The 20,123-nt window shown below is 30.4% G+C and carries 11 protein-coding genes, 1 tRNA gene and 1 other RNA gene; 4 read left to right on the top strand and 9 right to left on the bottom strand.

What is annotated here, in order from left to right; all coding sequences use genetic code 11:
• Positions 1–1,384: 1,384 nt before the first annotated feature.
• Positions 1,385–1,461, bottom strand: a tRNA-Arg gene (locus FVIR_RS00485).
• Between the two features lie 180 nt (positions 1,462–1,641).
• On the opposite strand from FVIR_RS00485, the gene folD reads away from it, so the two are divergent.
• Entirely contained in the window at positions 1,642–2,505 is an 864-nt protein-coding gene (gene folD / locus FVIR_RS00480) for a bifunctional methylenetetrahydrofolate dehydrogenase/methenyltetrahydrofolate cyclohydrolase FolD (RefSeq protein ID WP_067497543.1), read from the top strand.
• A 289-nt stretch (positions 2,506–2,794) separates the two neighbouring features.
• Here folD and cysS read toward each other — a convergent pair whose 3' ends face one another.
• The gene (cysS, locus tag FVIR_RS00475; protein ID WP_067497540.1) at positions 2,795–4,171 is read right to left on the bottom strand and encodes a cysteine--tRNA ligase; all 1,377 of its coding nucleotides are present in this window, start codon (positions 4,169–4,171) and stop codon (positions 2,795–2,797) included.
• Between the two features lie 753 nt (positions 4,172–4,924).
• Here cysS and FVIR_RS00470 point away from each other — a divergent pair.
• The gene (locus FVIR_RS00470) at positions 4,925–5,644 is read left to right on the top strand and encodes a UDP-2,3-diacylglucosamine diphosphatase (protein WP_067497538.1); all 720 of its coding nucleotides are present in this window, start codon (positions 4,925–4,927) and stop codon (positions 5,642–5,644) included.
• A 315-nt stretch (positions 5,645–5,959) separates the two neighbouring features.
• On the opposite strand, the gene hemH is transcribed toward FVIR_RS00470, so the two are convergent.
• The 5 genes from hemH to dnaX form a co-directional block, all read right to left on the bottom strand.
• Complete coding sequence (hemH, locus tag FVIR_RS00465; protein WP_067497535.1) at positions 5,960–6,946, bottom strand: ferrochelatase; 987 nt, start codon at positions 6,944–6,946, stop codon at positions 5,960–5,962.
• A gap of 445 nt (positions 6,947–7,391) precedes the next feature.
• Positions 7,392–8,039, bottom strand: coding sequence for an adenylate kinase (gene adk / locus FVIR_RS00460; RefSeq protein ID WP_067497532.1), 648 nt, complete (start codon positions 8,037–8,039; stop codon positions 7,392–7,394).
• A gap of 502 nt (positions 8,040–8,541) precedes the next feature.
• On the bottom strand, positions 8,542–9,147 hold the full coding sequence (gene recR / locus FVIR_RS00455; protein WP_067497529.1) for a recombination mediator RecR: 606 nt from the start codon (positions 9,145–9,147) through the stop codon (positions 8,542–8,544).
• Positions 9,147–9,476, bottom strand: a complete 330-nt coding sequence (locus FVIR_RS00450) for a YbaB/EbfC family nucleoid-associated protein (RefSeq protein WP_067497527.1) — start codon at positions 9,474–9,476, stop codon at positions 9,147–9,149. Before FVIR_RS00450 ends, recR begins: the two co-directional genes overlap by 1 nt.
• Positions 9,477–9,535: 59 nt before the next feature.
• Complete coding sequence (gene dnaX, locus FVIR_RS00445; RefSeq protein ID WP_067497525.1) at positions 9,536–11,638, bottom strand: DNA polymerase III subunit gamma/tau; 2,103 nt, start codon at positions 11,636–11,638, stop codon at positions 9,536–9,538.
• 1,581 nt (positions 11,639–13,219) lie between these two features.
• Here dnaX and ffs point away from each other — a divergent pair.
• An RNA gene (gene ffs, locus FVIR_RS00440) (signal recognition particle sRNA small type) lies at positions 13,220–13,316 on the top strand.
• 838 nt (positions 13,317–14,154) lie between these two features.
• Entirely contained in the window at positions 14,155–14,850 is a 696-nt protein-coding gene (queC, locus tag FVIR_RS00435; RefSeq protein ID WP_067497522.1) for a 7-cyano-7-deazaguanine synthase QueC, read from the top strand.
• A gap of 517 nt (positions 14,851–15,367) precedes the next feature.
• On the opposite strand, the gene ppiD is transcribed toward queC, so the two are convergent.
• Positions 15,368–17,239 carry a peptidylprolyl isomerase gene (gene ppiD, locus FVIR_RS00430; RefSeq protein WP_067497519.1) on the bottom strand — a complete coding sequence of 624 codons (1,872 nt, stop codon included), beginning with the start codon at positions 17,237–17,239 and terminating at the stop codon, positions 15,368–15,370.
• A 407-nt stretch (positions 17,240–17,646) separates the two neighbouring features.
• Positions 17,647–20,007: an endopeptidase La gene (gene lon / locus FVIR_RS00425; RefSeq protein ID WP_082799135.1), complete on the bottom strand. Its 2,361-nt coding sequence runs from the start codon at positions 20,005–20,007 to the stop codon at positions 17,647–17,649.
• Positions 20,008–20,123 lie beyond the last annotated feature (116 nt).

Here is a 20,123-nt window from a genome sequence, read left to right as displayed (position 1 = left end):
GATATATAATAAGATCTTTTACGAAAGATCTTTTAATCTGAAATTAAATTCTTCTGTTTAAATTTTTATTAATTTTAATAAATAAATATATTATAAATGCTATCATAAGTTTAATATTTTTAATTTTTTCCAACTATTAAATAGCAATTTAATTAATTTTTCACTAAAGCATTTAGTGCTATAACTATAATTAAAGTTTTGTTCAGTTATTCAGAGATTAAATTTAAATTAACATGATATTGGTTATTTTATGTTAAAACCATAATCTTAAAAATTCTAAAAATAGAATTAAATTTACTTGAATTAATAACAATACGGTAGAAAACTAGAAAAATTCTAGTAATTTAAATTTAATTAGTCAAAAATTTTTATGATTTTAACATTATATTACTAGATTTCTTAATCTAAGAAGAATACCCTTATTATAAAGAGTAATCCTCACTACAAAGAGAAATCTTTGTATATTAAGGTTCTTTCATAACACAATAGATCCAATAATAAATAATAGCATTAGAGGTATAATTCTAGTTAACATTAACCTGTAATGCTAAATATTTTCTCTTTTTTAGTTAATTTATTGAAAAATAACATTCTTTATTTTTTTTAAAAAGCATCTAAAAGAGTGATTTATCGATTTTAATAAAAAATTAAAAGATTTTAAAAAAAATAGATTAAAATTAAAATTATTATAATATTTAAATAAACTTGATAAATAGAAAATTGTCTATATTTTATGTAGATATATCTATATCTCGAGAGAATTAAAAGAATCTATAGTATTTAATAGAATATTTTAAATAAATCTAAATAAATCTATCGAATAGGTTATAGATAGTATTTTCCATAATAATAGCTATTATTATATTATCTTTATTTTGAAAAGTATTTTTATCAATTGTAATTGATAAGCTATCTTATACAATAGTTTATAAAAACTAGACCATAAAATTTTTATCTATCTATTAAAGATAGAACATAGTATTATATCTTTTCACCTAATTTATATATTTATAAATTAAAAAATTTTTATTTTTATAAACAGGGACTATCATTATAAACTTATTCTCTATTATCTTCTGTTTGTTCTTTTTATAGCTCTTTTCGCTTATATCAATACTTTAAAATAACGTTTTTCAATAAGTTAATCAATATAATTGAATAATATATTTTTTATAAATCATCTATTCTAAAATAGACACAATTGAACTTAATAAAGACGATTATTTTTTAAATAAAGCAAAATTAAATTACAAATTTCTAAAAAAAAGAGAATTTGTATAAATTTAACATGCTTAGTATTAAAAAAATAAAAATGCGACAGTGAAAAATGCTCGACAATATAGTGATAACCTCTTCAAATAGATTTATTGCTATATAATCTGTATGGTACGCCCTACAGGATTCGAACCTGTGATCTACGGCTTAGAAGGCCGTTGCTCTATCCAACTGAGCTAAGGGCGTATCAAAATTATTAATAGTATTGAGTTTTAATTGAATTATACGAAGGTATAGATTTGAGTCAATAGCTTTTATTTATTACTCTGCTTAAAAAGAGTAGAATGCATTTTATACCTGATAGAGGATGTACTTCTGACAAGATTGCGCTATTATTATAATTATATTAACAGATTTTCAATTCAGATGGCAGCAAAAATAATTGATGGTAAGGCTATTTCTCAGCAACTAAGAAATGATGTAGCTTCTCAAGTTCAGATTCGTCTGAAGGCAGGCAAACGCGTTCCAGGACTAGCGGTAGTACTACTCGGTAGCGATCCTGCTTCGCAAATTTATATTGCTAGTAAACGTAAAGCCTGTGAAGACGTTGGTTTTATATTTTTCTCCTATTATTTGCCTGATACAGTCACTGAAATAGAATTATTAGAGTTGATTGATCAATTAAATGCTGATCGTCAATTAGATGGGATTTTAATACAGCTACCGTTACCGACAGAGATAGATAATATTAATATTTTAGAGCGTATTGCACCAGATAAGGACGTAGACGGTTTCCATCCATATAATATCGGTCGACTCTGCGAGCGTGCACCATTATTACGTCCTTGTACTCCACGCGGTATTATGACTTTATTAGAGCGATATAATATCGATATCCTTGGTCTTAATGCCGTTATAGTTGGTGCTTCTAATGTTGTTGGTCGTCCTATGAGTCTTGAATTATTGTTAGCAGGTTGCACTGTGACTATTACCCATCGTTTCACACGTGATTTACGGCGTCATATCGAAAATGCTGATCTATTAGTAGTAGCAGTAGGCAAAGCAGGTTTTCTTCCCGGAGAATGGATAAAAATTGGTGCAGTAGTTATAGATGTAGGTATCAATCGTCTAGAAAACGGCAAAGTAGTAGGTGATGTAGATTATTCAACAGCTGCTGAGCGTGCTTCTTACATTACGCCTGTACCTGGTGGTGTTGGTCCAATGACAGTAGCTACGCTTATCCAAAACACTTTGAAAGCTTGTGAAGATTACCACGATATATTAGTATAAAGAATTTGATAATTATAACGTTATTTTTTCTTTTAAAAGCCATTCTATAAATTAATTTATTGTAGTCTTCCGAATAACTCAGGTTAATATATGAGTACATTTTATCAATTAAATTAGAGATTTATAAAGGTTATATAGTGGTTAGTATCATATTAAAAACTTACCAAAATTGAAAAATAATTAATGAGTAGTACGTTATCTATTATCTATCAATAAGTTTAAATAATTGATTTAGGGAGTTATAGTTGTAGTATTTGAATAACCAATACTTAACAAAAAACATAAAACTTTAACTACGACGCCAGTTTGTTCCATGAAAGTTATCTTCTAGTACAACACCAAGTTTGGTCAATTTATCCCGTATTTCATCTGCTAATATCCACTGACGGGCTTTTCTTGCGTTATTTCGTTGCTGAATGAGTGCTTCTATGATGGTATGATCTTTTACAATGTTCTTTTTTAGAAAAGAAATAGGATCTTGTTCTAATAAACCTAGAATACCGGCTAGATGTCGTAGTGTCGCTGAAATCCCATGTACCTCTTCTGATTTTTCGTTTTTTAGTCGGTTAACTTCTCGAGCAATATCGAATAGAATAGAATAGGCTTTCGGCGTATTGAAATCATCATCCATTGCAGCGAAAAATTGCGCCATAAAGTGCTCTCCACCTTTAGGTATGGCATTTTTATCAGTACCGTTTAAAGCAATATATAGACGTTCAAGGGAAGAACGCGCTTGTTTAAGATTATCTTCACTATAATTTAGTTGACTACGGTAATGACAAGACATCAAGAAATACCGCACAGTTTCGGCATCATAATACCGTAGGACATCACGAATTGTAAAAAAATTACCAATTGATTTAGACATCTTTTCGTTATTAACCATAACCATGCCGGTGTGCATCCATAGATTTACGTAAGGACCATTATGGACACAGACAGATTGTGCAATTTCATTTTCATGATGAGGAAAAAGAAGATCTGAACCACCTCCATGAATATCAAAATGATAGCCAAGCTGCCGGCTATTCATAGCTGAACATTCGATGTGCCAACCAGGCCGGCCATCTCCCCATGGAGATGGCCAACTAGGTTCACCGAATTTTGCTATTTTCCACAGAACGAAATCCATTGGATTTCGTTTTACATTAATCGTTTTAATGTAGGCATCAGATTGAAGTTTTTTTAAATTTTGACGGGAAAGTAAACCATAATCACTATAAGTACCTATAGCGAACATCATATCACCGTTAGTGCCAACATAAGCGTGATTCTTTTTAAGAAGCTGACTAATTAATTCAATGATTTCGTTTATATAATGTGTAGCGCGCGGTTCTTGATTAGGACGAAGGATATTTAATTGGTCGAAATCAATATACATCTCACTAATCATACGTTCAGTAAGCTCATAAATAGTTTCTTTATTCTTAGCAGCACGGTGAATAATTTTATTTTCAATATCCGTGATATTACGGATATAATTTACATCATAACCACAGTAACGAAGATAGCGAATAACGATATCAAAGGCCACAAAGGTACGCCCATGACCAATATGACAAAGATCATACATGGTTATCCCACACACATACACACCGACTTTACCGGGATAAATAGGTTTAAATTCTTCTTTTTTTCGAGTCATTGTATTAAAAATCTTTAACATTGAAAATTATTCCAGATATCTTCGGATTACTCGCATAAAAACTATCTAGCGGTAAAAATAATAAAAATAAAATAATATCGAAACCTGAATTTACTATTATTACAAGTCTATGTAATAGAATTATTGATATTTAAACATTATTTTATAAGGGAAATAAGCACGTTTTTGATAACTCTATGATAGAATTATTTTGTACAATCTATTGATGTATACTTTATATTAATGTCATTTATTGACATTCATTATTCCTATAATGAAATTAGCTATAATCATCTTATATATGAATCATGGTGATATTATTATTTTAACCCTTATAAATAATTAAAAATTATTTTTTAAATTTATTAATTTAATACTATAGTTTATTTTATAATAGTACTATTTTTACTAAGTGATTAATTACTTTATAATTCAGATCACTAATTTATATTCTTAATATAAGAATCACATAGATACTAGTAAAAATAAAGTCAATGATGACATAAAAGACCGATATACATTTTTGTTGATAGTGACTTGCATTAATAATTAATATTCCGAGACCATAAATTTTATTTATGTTATAGGTAATGGATTTTTTGTTCTTTATTTTGAACTCAATAAATAGTCAGAATAACCTTTTATCGAAAAGAAAAGATCAGATATTCTCGCTAATATCAAAAATATAGTTATAAATCATAGTAGTACATATTATAACATCTATAAAAGATATTATCATTAATAATATAATTATTTCGTAGTAATCTTACTCGTATGTCAACTTTATTTGTTGCAGATATTCATCTTTGCGAACAAGAACCAGTGATTACTGCTGGTTTTATGCATTTTTTGCGTACACGTGCTATCGCTGCAAAAGCACTGTATATTCTTGGTGATTTGTTTGAGGTATGGATAGGTGATGATGATCCTAGTCCTCTGCATCACGAAATTGCTATCTCATTAAAAACACTAACTGAGCGTGGTATTTCTTGCTATTTTATCCATGGGAATCGTGATTTTTTACTTGGCAAACACTATGCTGCTACTTGTGGTATAACGCTATTACCTACACAGAGAGTAGTACAACTAGAGGGACTACGAATCGTAATTTTGCATGGTGATATACTATGTACTGTTGATGAAAGTTATCAACGTTTTCGCCGTCAGGTACATCAACGCTGGTTACAACAGCTATTTTTAACCTTGCCACTCTGGTTACGCTTATATATCGTTCATAGGATGCGTATTAATAGTTTACGTATTAATACTAGCAAAACTGCCGATACTATGGATGTCAATGCAAAATCAGTTATAGCTGTAATGGATAATGCTAGGGCGACAGTTATGATTCACGGGCATACACACCGACCAGCAATACATCAATTGCCTGGTAAACGACTTCGTGCAGTACTTGGCGCCTGGTATAATCAAGGATCAGTTATTGAAGTTTCAACTAGCGGTATCATATTGCATAAATTTCCTTTTTTTGCTTAAAGTCTATAAAGTATTTTTATTACTTAAGAGAAAGATTTATATCTTTTCTATACAATGTTTTTAAGGAAAAACTTCTTTAAAGAACTGTGTAAAGATCTTATTTATTGCAATATCAATTAAACTTGAGTTTAATTAAAAAAATCTTTTTCAGATAAAAATAAGAATAATTAATATTATCTACATTTATATTATATAATAAAAGGAATGGAATAAAGCACAGTAGTGATAACAGATATTAGTAATAGTAATCGCGGTGTTACTATTGTTTTTATAGAAATAGCTCCGATTTTATTATCTACCGTAGAATAATAAAAGTTAATGTAACTCTGCTATTACAAGTTGACGTAATAATTCTATATGTAATACATCATCATTAAGTGCTGGAATATAATAGAAAACACTACCACCAGCATATTTAAATATCTTCCGATTTTGTATTTGAATTTCTTCTAACGTTTCTAGGCAGTCAGCTGCAAAACCAGGACAAATCACTTGCACATGTTGCACACCAGAAGAAGGTAGATTTCTTATTGTTTTATCAGTAGCTGGTAATAGCCAAGGATCACGACCAAAACATGACTGAAAAGTCATCATTATCTGCTTATTTGGATAATCTAACGCTGCACTTAAAGCTTGATAGGTTATATTACACCGCTGTAGATAATCATCTCCTTCATCTGAATAACGCTGTGGTATGCTATGAAAGGAGATAATTAATCGATCCGGTTTACCGCGTAGAGCAAATGCTCGTTTAACACTTTCAGCTAATGCTGCAATATAGGTGGGATTTTCTGCATAATCGCGAATAAAACTTATCGATGGTAATTTGCGATAATTAACAAAAATTCGCGCAACTGCATCCCAAACTGCAGCACTAGTAGAACAGGAGTATTGCGGATACATCGGTAAAATTACTAGCCGAGTAATATCTTTTCTAAACAATCGCGCTATTGCTTTCTTTAGTACTGGTTGGCTATAACTCATTGCTAATTCTACTACTACATCAGGTAAACTAATTGCTAGTGCCTGCTGCTGACGACGACTATAGACCAGTAGTGGCGATCCCTCATCCATCCAGATATTTCGATAAAGCTTTGCTACTCGAAGTGAGCGTAGTGGCAGAATAATACCGTATAATATTGGTAACCATAGTGCTCTTGACTTATCTACAACGCGTTTATCACTTAGAAATTTAGCTAAGTAACGTTTAACTGCTCGAGAAGTAGGGGTTTCTGGTGTTCCTAAATTCACCATCAGTACACCATATTTTTTAAATTCATTTTTATTTCCAAATTGGTTCATATTAGGTATTAACCTTATAAATACAGTAAGACGTATTATCAAATAATATTTTTGAAAGTTGCTTTTATAAATAAACATCATCCATTGTCTATTATGCATTATATATTAATTAATGCTTGTATTTAGATATAAAAGTGACGTTGATAAAAAACATTATCACTAATGATAAGATAAAATATTAATAATATTAATGAACAAGAAAGATAAGTCATCAATATAAAGATAGATATATCGTTATATTTTAACGAAAAATTTGTTTATATTAGTTAGATAAAATATTAATAATAAAAATAAACAATCTGAATAAAGATATTATTATTAATAGGAATAGTCATTTCAATTAATATAGTAATTAACAGTAATTCTTAATTAGGCGTGTTAACAACTTGTAATTAGATTTAAGTAAAGATACAGTTTTGTAGTAATAAAGAATCCAATGATAAGATTAATCTAAGATAGTAGATAATTCAGCGCTTACTTCACTTATATTACGGTTACCATCGATAGTAAAATAATGGGTATACCCAGCGTCTGCTTCTTTACGATAATAGTCAATCAAAGGTGAAGTTTGTTGACGATATTCAATCAAACGCTTTTTTACAACATCTTTATGATCATCCTTACGGATAGTTAAAGGTTCACCTGTTATATCATCTTTACCTTCTTGCTTTGGTGGATTAAACTTAACGTGATATATTCGTCCTGAAGGGGCATGTATTCGTCGACCAATAATACGGTTAATAATAAAATTATCAGAAACCGCGAGTTCTAGAACATAATTTATTATTATACCTGCTTTTTTAATAGCATCTGCTTGAGGGCGAGTACGGGGAAACCCATCTAATAAAAAGCCATTGCGACAATCATTTTGTTTAATACGATCTTTGACAAGATCGATAACTAGCTCATCAAACACTAACTTTCCGGTATTCATGAGAGTTTCTGGCTGTTTTCTAGGTTCAGATTGTGTTTTTAAAACAATGTCACGTATCATATCACCAGTAGAAAGCTTCGGAATACCATATTTCTCCATAAGAAATTGTGCTTGAGTTCCTTTGCCAGCGCCAGGAGCACCAAGTAAAATGATACGCATTATGTTAATCCTATTTGAATTTAAATAGCCTTTAAAAAATTATAAAATAATAAGCTATAACATTATTAATACTTATTTTTAAATAATCAGATATATTAATTTTAATATAATTTTTCTCACTTCGTAATAAAATATTTGCTATTTCATTAATATATATTAAGGAATACAAATATCCTACTTCCTACCTGGAACAGGAAGTGATTATTTAACATATCAGTTAGTTATTAATTAATAATATACTAAACGTATTTTTAATCAAATGATACGTAGCAGGTTATTAATTTTATTAAAGATAAAACAAAACGGTTAAGTGATGCTTTTCTTATGCTATTATTGAAATTTTAAATTTTAGTAAGCAAAATAAATATTTTAAATAAATTATTTAATACTTTTTTCTTATAAAAACGCTGAATATATAGTTTTATTTTTTCCTAATTATAATATAAAAATATGATCTTATTAGTATTTTATACTAGGGAGGTTTATTATAGTAATAAGTATATCATAATTTTATTGGATGACGGCCTGCTAGCGAATGGGAAAGTGTAATACCATCCACCATTTCAAGCTCACTACCTACCGGTACACCATGCGCAATACGGCTAGCCATCACACCATAATGTGCACAAATTTCAGCAATATAGTTAGCGGTTGCTTCTCCTTCTACTGTTGGGTTCGTTCCTAATATAACCTCTTCAATTTTTTCGTTTTTAAGTCTTTCTTGTAGTCGCTTTAGACCAATCTCATCCGGACCAATACCATCGAGAGGTGACAGATGTCCCATTAATACAAAATAGCGTCCGTCAAACTGAGCAGTCTGCTCAATAGCATAAATATCTGCTGGGCTTTCCACAATACAAATTTGACCTGATTTCTGCCGACGAGGATTAGTACAAATCGAACAGATAGGTTGTTCAGTAAATGTGCGACAATCTGAGCAATGGTTAATCTCTAACATCGCTTGGGTTAGTGCTTGAGCTAAGCGGATACCGCCGTCACGATCTCGTTGCAATAGATGAAAAACCATACGTTGTGCTGATTTTGGTCCGACACCTGGAAGGCAACGTAAAGCTTCCCTTAGTTTTTCTAATAAGAGACTACTGTACATTAGAACTGCATTTTAAAATTAGAAGGAATCTCTATTCCGCTAGAGACAGATGCTATTTTTTCCTTTTGAATTTCGGCAATACGGCGGACGGCTTCGTTAAAGGCAGCTGCGATTAGATCTTCTAGCATATCTTTTTCATCTTCTAGTAAGCTTGAATCAACTTCAACACGGCGGCAATTATGCGTACCATCAATAGTAACCTTAACTAGGCCAGCACCTGATTCTCCTGTTACTTCTAGTTTTTCAATTTCTTTTTGTATTCGCTGCATTTTTTCTTGCATTTGCTGTGCTTGTTTTATCATGTTACTCATTCCATCTTTGCTAAACATACTATTCTCTCTATTATATGAGTTGCACTACTAGTAATATCTTGTCAAGGTAAGATTAATTATAAAGGACAGATACTATCTTTATCTAGCTCAGCGTCAAAAAAGTATTGCAACATTTGAATATACACATCGTTTATAATTACTTCTCGCGACTGTATTAATTTTTCTTCATAAATTGTTTGGCGCCATTCTAATGGTGTTTTTATAGAAAGACTATCATCTTCTATTACAGTTAATTTAACTTGAAAGCCAAAATCTGCACTTAAAGCAGTACACAGAGCATTTTTAGCCGAAGTAGAGTTTAAATAAGAATAGAAGGAACGCAGGTGCAAACAGATTATACCAGGTGCTAAATCTTCTCTCCAGGTATTTAAAGCTAGCTGCTTTACTGGTTTAGGTACCATTAAACGATTCACTTGTGCTGCCCAAGGATCACGTTTTAATGATTCTTCTATTACATAGAACGCTAGCTCTGGTGTTTTTTCGTTTTTTATCTTTGTGCACAGAGCTTTTTGGATTACTTCTTGTTCAGAAGTAGTTTCAACTTGCTGGTTATTATAATAACGTTGGCAAACTTTCATAGGTGAGATGTTCACTGGCTTTTTCTGACTAACAATAAGTTGACATTTTTTTTCTTGGTCATTCATAGTAGTAAAGCGATTCAGATTAGTAATAATAGTTTTATTAAGCTTTATTACTGGTTTGTTCTTTTTTATTTTTTTGTCTTCTTGTAACTTTAATAAAGCAGTGCGAGCAAGTAAAACTTGAGTAGTTACATCTGATAATGAATTATCGCTATTAGAAGATGGAGAAAAAGGAACCTGTGAAGTTTTCTTATCAAGAATTACCATATTATCTTGCCAATTACTCTGCATTGGAATCGCCGTATTCACGCTAGTGCACTTAATATTATTAAATATTAATTTCATTGATTCATGTTGGGTAACATGCGTATTTTTTATAGTATCAACTACTATTTCATCGCTAATAGCGATACTATTATGATGTGCATTATCGCTGAATTTAAGTGTTTTTTTTTCTGTGCTAACAGTTGTAGTTACCGTTTCCATTATATTAGGTTGGAATGCCATCGCACGAAGTAGTGTCATTTCAACTCCCATTCGAGGATCTGGCGCAAATGGCAGTTCTTTTCGCCCAATAAGTAGAATTTGATAGTAAAGTTGCAGATCGGTCGGAGGAAAACGCCGAGATAGATCACGTAGATGTAATGTATTTTCTAAATCATCTTCATTATTTAATTGGTTTGGTATAAGTTGGTATAATGCAAGACGATGAACTAAACGAAGCATTTCAATCAGTAAACCTTCCCAATCTATATTATGAGTAGCGTATTGCGAAAGTTGAGACATAATCTCATTGCCATCAGCGTTAGCAAGTGCTTCGAGAAGTGCTAATGGGTACTTAATGTTAATTGTACCAAGCATTAAACTAACCGTATCGGTATTTACTTCCCCATAACCAATAGCAATAGCCTGCTCGGTCAAATTAAGAGCATCTCGCATACTTCCATTAGCAGCACGAGCTAGTAATTGCAACGCACGTGGTTCAGAGACTATTTTTTCCTGCTTTAAGATAAAGGATAACTGATTTTGGATTTGATCAACATTAATCAACTTTAAATAAAATTGCAGACAACGGGAAAGAAGAGTTATCGGTAGTTTTTGTGGATCAGTAGTAGCCAGTAAAAATTTAACGTGCGCTGGAGGTTCTTCAAGAGTTTTAAGTAAGGCATTAAAGCTATGGCGAGAGAGCATATGCACTTCATCGATTAGATATACTTTGAAACGAGCATGTGCAGGAGAATATTGAATATTATCAAGTAGTTCACGAGTATCTTCAACTTTAGTACGAGAAGCTGCATCGATCTCAATAAGATCAATAAAACAGCCTTGATCTATTTCTAGACAATTTTTGCATTGACCACATGGAGTAGCTGTGATACCTATTTTACAATTAAGTCCTTTAGCTAGTAGACGTGCAATCGTAGTTTTACCAATACCTCGAGTGCCGGATAAAAGATAAGCATGATGGATTCTACCTAATGAAAGGCTGTTTTCCAGTGCTGTCAAAACATGTTCTTGGCTTACTATATCGGAAAATTTTTTTGGACGCCACTTACGGGCAAGAACTTGATAACTCATAAGTCATAGTATATGCGTAAGGAGAAAATAAGAACATATTAACACAGCTTTATACTATAGTGCGAGGTTGTTATTAGTAATAATTAGATAAAATCATCAGTTTAATAATAGCATTATTATTAATAATATTAATACCAAGTTTTTATAAATCATTAAATGATGCTGCGTTCTTTTTACTTTACCAATGATCTGTTGAATTTATTTTATAGCAATTTATAAAATTCTTTTTTCTTAGCTAGTGAATTAGCTAAAATTAGTACTTCATAAAAAAGCAATATTTTATTTTTATTGTAATTAAAATATTATTATTCTATTATGAATGTTTTTATTTAATTTAACTTAAACTTTTCTATAAATTTCTTATATTAATATAGCTTATATTCATATTTTGTTTATAATAAAAAATTTAAATTATTAAATTCTATTTTTACCAAATTTCGATTTAGGAAATAATAGCTTAATATATTGATTGTTGTTTAGATCAGGTTAAGAACTACTAATAAGTTAAGTTTAATTTATCTGAAAAATGCATTCTAATAACTTGCAGTTATAACTGAGAGTTATTACTATATTCGTTATCACTTGAAATATAGTAATATTGCTTGTATTATCTATTAATTAGCTAATATTTTTATAAATTATAGCTTACTGTTAGTACTAATGCATTAGACATTACTAAAACGTAACCAAAGTAAAGCTGCTATGGTTATAGATCATAATTACAAACACTACTAAAAGTAATTTTTTTCTTTTACTAAATTAAAATTTTCATAAATATTTCCGTAAAAAAGGACAATAAAATATTGATAAAAACTATCAAAAATAAATAACTGATAGTTGCGTATAATTAGTTTTTATAAATAGTAATACAGAATCCTGATATGTATGTAATACATCTGATTAAATAATCCAGAAGATATTCTAGATAAAATTTCTTATTTATAAGAAATTGATATGATATAGGTACTCCATCGAATATTAATATTACTATCTGTATGATTATAAGCGAAAGTTATGTTAATTATTTTAATGACAGTATCGATTGTAATCTCATTTAATAATGAATTATATTTAAGGATATGTGTCTTTAAATGACTTCACTGAAGAAGTATTGAACGTTAGAAATAACTAATATGATAATCATCATACTATTTTTAATAAAATCATTATTTATATTTTTAGTTAGGCAAAAAATTTAAAACTAACGGTAGGATATTAATAACTTTAAGAGCAAAAAGCAACTTTAAAGATCTCAAATATAATGTTTGATAAGATTAATTCATATATTAGTTATATCATAATACATCTATAATTAGTAGTTTATAAGGAATATTTTTGATATAGTAAATATATTAAGAAAATTATTAGAATAAAGATAAACGTATCTTTACTTTACAGTTAAATGAATATTAAAATAATCCTATTATATTTATTCATCCACCTTAATTTGTTTGAACTGAAAAATTTAATATGCATAAAATATATTAAAAAATATGATTAATAGTCTTTGCTTTTAATTATAAAAGATTTAATTAGAATATACTTTATATATTTTAAAAGTAATAACCAATATGGAGATCCTGTTGGTTCTCTTGAAATGCTATCTTGTAAACTCGGTCAGATCTGGAAGGAAGCAGCCGTAGCAAGTGATGTATGTGCCAAGATGCTGCTATCAGGATCTCCACTGATTTTAGTTACTAAATGTTTTATCAGATAATTAAAGAAATACGCATAATTATACGATAATTTTTAATGGCATATTACGGTAGTATAATACATTGATCAATATGAGTAAGATTATTCATTAGCTAACTAATATTTAGTATTAGTCAATTTATATCACTGTTTTTCTTATTATTTTCAACAATAAGAATTGTAACTATAAAATCGAAAATAAAAACTTAATTTAAGCAAAAATGAGTGATTAGTATAACTAATTTAATATAAATTATTATCTGATTAAGAATTAATTAGCTATAAATTATTTTAACAAAAATTTTAATATCATGTTTTTCTATTTCTGTTCATAAGTACTTAGGCTTATATTATTTAGCTATAGTATTTATAGCTTATAAGATATATCGCTCTAATTTTCCTATAGTAGTACTATGATTTCATAGGATTAATAGTTTTTCAACACTATTTAATATAACAAAAAGATAGTGTATTCCTGTTTAGAGTTATCTGTAGATTATCTATTAATTAATAGGTTCATTTGTTTATAAATACCTTATATAGACCTTATGTTAATTATTTATAGAGCATATAATATCCTATTTATTAGTTCATTAATACTGAAAGTATATGATTACTTATTTTGATAAGCTTAGTATTATTTGTTATAATTAGTTTTATCGACTAAAATATAGATATAGCACACTAAAAAAAATTAATAAATAGATATGTAAAATAATGAATCAGTGAACATTATCTTAGATCTTTTTATTTCTTTCTAGTGTTTATAAGGTAAAAGAACTAATACCTTATATTTATTATCTTAAAGAGAAATAAAATAAATGAAACGAGCGGTTGTAGTATTTAGTGGTGGTCAGGATTCAACAACCTGCCTTATTCAAGCGTTAAGTCAATATGATGAAGTCTATTGTATTACTTTTGATTATGGTCAGCGCCATCGGGAAGAAATTAATTTCGCTCGTAAACTAGCAATTCAATTTGGGGTCTGCGCACATAAAATAATAGATGCTAGACTATTGAATACTTTAACGTTAAGCAGTCTTACTCATGATAATATTCATGTTCCAGATTATGAAAATAGAAAAAATTGTTTTCCTAGTACTTTTGTACCTGGTCGAAATATTCTATTTTTGACCTTGTCTGCTATTTATGCTTATCAGATCAAAGCAAGCGTAGTTATTACTGGTGTTTGTGAAACAGATTTTTCAGGTTATCCCGATTGCCGAAATGATTTTATCAAAGCGTTAAATATTGCAGTGAATCTTGGAATGGCAAATGAACTTAACTTTGTTACACCGCTGATGTGGCTAGATAAAGCTGAAATCTGGGCGCTAGCGGATTATTACCACCAGCTGGATCGAGTATGTTACTGTACACTTACTTGCTATAATGGTATCAAAGGTGATGGTTGTGGTCAGTGTACAGCTTGTCATTTGAGATCGAAGGGGTTAGCTAACTATTGGGCTAAACCACATGCGGTTATGGTCTCTATGAGAACTAAAATTGGCTTGTATTAAACGTTAAATAATATTTAAAATAATTTATTCAATAGAATAAATTATTTATACTGAAAATAGTTTTAGTATCTTATGCTGTAAACGAAGGTGAAATACCTTTATCAGATCTGAATAAATTATACCCATTATTTACATCCGCTGCGTTTTTTAAAGTCTTAAGAGCAGTACTTAACTTAAGTAATATTTAATTTATGAGATATTTAAATAGTAGTTAATAGTTCTTTAGCAATATTAGAAACGATATTTTTAACTTGTATTATCTAGCAATATTAATATTGCTTATATCCTGTTGATATTTTCTATGTATTTACTATCAGCCATAAGATTAGCTACTTCATTCTATGATTTTTTAAAAAACTTAGCGTTTCTAACAGATATAAATTTTATCTCGATTTTTGTTTTATATACTATCTTCCTTATACTACACTTTCAAGTATTAACAATATTAAATTTAATATACTACTTCATAGTCTATTAAATTTTTAAAATTAATGGTATAACAAGCTGTGATATATCATTATATCTGAGCCGCCACACCTATTTTTATCTTTGCTTTTGCATGCAAATTCATAAGTAATGTTTCAAAAATGATGTCACTCATCCATTGATTTAATTTATCCACGAGTTGTTTTCGCTCTGGTTTATCTAGAATGCGTGACATTATTCTATCTAGCGCGATTAGTACGATATCGCCATGAGAGTTGTTAGCTATAGCATAGCTACTTTTTCTATAGGGTGGTTTTGGTAGCGAAAAGATAGTCTGTACTATCGGATTATCTTGATTAATAGAATGAAATTGCTTTGGTGTGCTAAAACTTAACCCAAGCGTCTTCAATACTTTTTCATTTTTATTTTGTTTCAGGGCAATTAATATTTTTTCAACGTTAAAACGCGCTTTTTCTAGTGCTTTTTTTCGTTTAATTTCATTTTCTATCTGCATATGCACATTTTTAAAAGGCTGTATACGTTCAGGGCGATAATCAGTAATACGAATAATAAAAGTGCGATTTTTATCTATAGTAATAATATTTGAATTATTGCTTGGTATGCCTTTTCTATTAAAAAGCAATTTATGAAATAAAACCTTTTTCACTGCATTATAGTTAATTGCTTCAGGGATATTATTTTTATCGAACCAATCAGTTTGTTGTGCTTTGATACCAGAAGCGGTTTCAGCTAATTCTAGAATATTACTATTATTTTTTGCTGCATCGTTTATTTTTTTTTGCAAAGTACGATAGGAATCAATAGTTTTTTCCTGTTTTACTTTAAATGCCACCTCATCATAGACTTTTCTTAAAGGAAGGATTTTTTTTGGTTGAATATCATTAAGGCGAATAATAAAGAAACCTACTGATGATTTGATTACATCGGATACCTGTCCTTTCTTTTTTAAATTAGCTTTTTTTAGTTCATATAAGGTATTTTTATCACTAATCCAACCTATGTCACCACTATTCTTAGCTAAGAAAATATCGGTGGAATAGACTTTAGCCAAGTCGGAAAAACTAATACCCTGTTTTAGTTTTTTTAAACATTCATTAACGTTATTTTTGCTTTTACTTTGAATAATGCTATAGTGTTTATGCTCAGGAATAATGAATTGATCATGATGTTGATTGTACCAAATCTGAATTTCTTGTTCATCAACAGTAGTTTTTTCCTGTATTGCTTCAATATTTATTGGAATATAGCTTACCTTAAATGCTTCTGACAACACATACTTGTTTTTATATGTATTATAATTTTTATAAATCTCATCTTCATTTACAGTTTGTTTTTTTTCTAGCGATGAGATATCAAACTTTGCTAAACGTACTTCTCGAGTTTGTGATATAATCTCCATTAACCGATCAATTTCTACTGGTAGTAAAAGACAGGTATTGACAACACCTTGAATTAGCTGTTGTATAAGCAATTTTTTTCGTATCAACGCAGCATATTGATCCGACGATAGTCCCATCTTATTTATAAGTAATCGAAATTTGATATTACTAAATTTACCTTCACTGCAAAAATCTGGAATAGCTAAAATTGCTTGTTTAATTTGATCATCACTAATAACTAATTTTAACTTATTAGCATACTGATCTAAGAGGGTTACATCTATTAACTGTGAAAGCGTTTTTTGTCGTATAGAATCTTCATTAATAGATAATTTAGAAAATTGCCTATTAATATATTTCTGTTGGTGATCACGCTCTCTTTGTATTGCTTGCTCAAGTTGTGAGTAACTTATCTGATAAGAATTCACCTTAGCAGCATAATTACCATAATCGCTAATGATATAATTATTTATTCCAGTTAGTATAAATGAAATAATAATAAGCACCAAAATAATTTTTGATACAATATTAGTAGTAACTGTACGTGAACTGTTTATCGACATAGTATGATAAGATTCCACTTTAAATAAATATATTCTGATAATCTATCTTTTATTCTTCCCTCTTATTACTTTTTATATTAAGTGTTAGTTAATAATAGTGAGAATGTAAAATTTTATCTTTTATCATATATTCTAATAGTTTTTAGAATAAAATCTCGATATTTTTGAGAAATAGTAATTTCTTTGCCGATTTATATTAGTTCAGCTACTAAAAATTCTTTTAAAAAATAAAATTATTAGGCTTAACTAATATACTATATAATCTTATAGAGATTTAGCGGTTAAATCGATAATAGTATCTAATAAATTAATAATCTAGCTACTATATCAAACTTAGTATATTGAGAAAGAATAAATCTGCCTAACACAACAGAAAAAAATCACTTTACTATTATATATAGTATTTCTCACTTTGCTGTTTCTGATGCTAATGTAACCCCGAAAGGCATGTTCTGTAGTGTTAAATGCAGAACTTCGTCGATATGTTGTACAGGATAAATATCTAGATTATCTATCACGTTAGATGGCATATCTTCTAGATCACGCTTATTATCAAATGGAATTAGAACAGTTCTTATGCCACCACGGTGTGCTGCTAGTAGTTTTTCTTTTAGACCCCCGATAGGTAATATTTGACCACGTAGTGTTATTTCACCAGTCATCGCCACATTGGATTTAACCGGATTACCGGTCAAGCAAGATACTAGCGCAGTACACATTGTAATACCAGCACTCGGACCATCTTTTGGCGTAGCACCTTCAGGTACGTGAACATGAATATCTCGTTTTTCATAAAAATCAGGGTTAATTCCAAGTTTATCCACTTGCGAACGTACCACAGTCAATGCTGCTTGAATAGATTCTTGCATTACTTCGCCAAGAGAACCAGTATAAGTCAGCTTGCCCTTTCCAGGTACACATGCAGTTTCGATAGTTAGCAATTCTCCGCCGACTTCTGTCCATGCCAGACCAGTTACTTGGCCAACACGATTTTCATTTCCCGCACGATTGTAATCAAAACACTGAACTCCAAGAGAATCTTTCAGATTATCAGCACTAATGGTAATATGTTTAATATTCTTATTCATTAGTATTGTCTTAACTGTTTTTCGGCATAGTTTAGAAATCTCGCGTTCCAAATTACGTACTCCAGCTTCACGAGTGTAATAGCGAATAATTCCAACTAGTGCACTATCTTCTACTGTCAATTCGCCTTTTTTCAGCGCATTACGTTTAAATTGCTTAGGGAGTAAATGCTGACGAGCAATGTTAAGTTTTTCATCTTCAGTATAGCCTGATAGGCGAATTACCTCCATACGATCAAGTAACGGTGCTGGAATATTCATTGAGTTAGAGGTAGCAACAAACATTACATCAGAGAGGTCATAGTCCACTTCTAGATAATGATCATTGAACGCTACGTTCTGTTCTGGATCTAATACTTCTAACAAAGCTGAAGCCGGATCACCACGCAGATCGGAAGATATCTTGTCGATTTCATCGAGTAGAAAAAGAGGGTTTTTCACACCAACTTTAGACATTTTCTGTATTAATTTACCCGGCATTGAGCCGATATAAGTACGACGATGCCCACGAATTTCTGCTTCATCTCGTACACCGCCTAATGCCATACGTACGTATTTACGTCCAGTTGCCTTAGCAATGGATTGACCTAGTGAAGTTTTCCCTACTCCAGGTGGTCCCATTAAACACAAAATCGGTCCTTTAATTTTACTCACTCTACTTTGTACTGCTAGATATTCCAGAATACGATCTTTGACACACCTAAGTCCATAATGATCCTGATTAAGAGTTTCTTGCGCTTTCGCCAAATCTTTTTTTACTTTGCTACGTGCATGCCAAGGCACTGATAGCATCCAGTCGATATAGCAGCGTACTACGGTTGCTTCAGCAGACATTGGTGACATCATTTTCAATTTTTGTAGTTCTGCTTCGGTTTTTTCTCGGGTTTCATGTGGCATTTTTGCCGCATCTATCTTACGTTTTAAAATTTTATTTTCATCCGGCGTGTCATCCATATCACTTAGTTCTTTCTGAATTGCTTTTATTTGCTCATTCAAATAGTATTCACGCTGACTTTTTTCCATCTGTTTTTTAACGCGGTTTCGGATACGTTTCTCTATTTGTAACAAATCAATTTCCGACTCCATTATCGCCATTAAGTATTCAAGTCGTTCAGTTACATCAGCTATTTCTAGTGCTGATTGTTTATCAGATAGTTTTATGGGCATGTTAGCAGCGATAGTATCAGCTAGATGAGTCGCATTATCTATACTATTTAATGAAGTGAGTACTTCTGGAGGAATTTTTTTATTTAATTTAATGTAATCTTCAAATTGATTGATAGCAGTTCGTACAAGCACTTCTTGCTGGCGTTTATCTAACTCAGGCGTATCGAAATAATCTGCTTCAGCGCTAAAGTGATTACCTCTATCTGATAATTGTTTAATACGAGCACGAACTAATCCTTCAACAAGTATTTTCACCGTACCATCTGGTAATTTCAGAATTTGAAGGATAGAAGATACAGTCCCAACTGAAAAAAGATCATTAATACCTGGTTCATCTGTTGAGGCTTCTTTCTGAGCTACCAACATAATTTTTTTATCGCTATCCATAGCTATTTCAAGACACCGAATCGATTTTTCACGACCGACAAATAATGGGATAACCATGTGTGGATAAACCACTACATCGCGTAGAGGCAAAACAGGAATTTCTATGCTTTCGGAACGATCAGCATTCATAGAGTTTTCTCTTAATTTAATATCCACTAAGTTTATAGGATGCGTAAAAATCGATTTTTTACAACTATAAAAATTGAATTTAGATATGCAATATATGTGGGGTCAAATCACTTACA

This window comes from Candidatus Gullanella endobia (assembly GCF_900048035.1).
Lineage (GTDB): Bacteria > Pseudomonadota > Gammaproteobacteria > Enterobacterales > Enterobacteriaceae > Gullanella > Gullanella endobia.
This window is presented reverse-complemented; position numbering and strand designations above follow the sequence as displayed.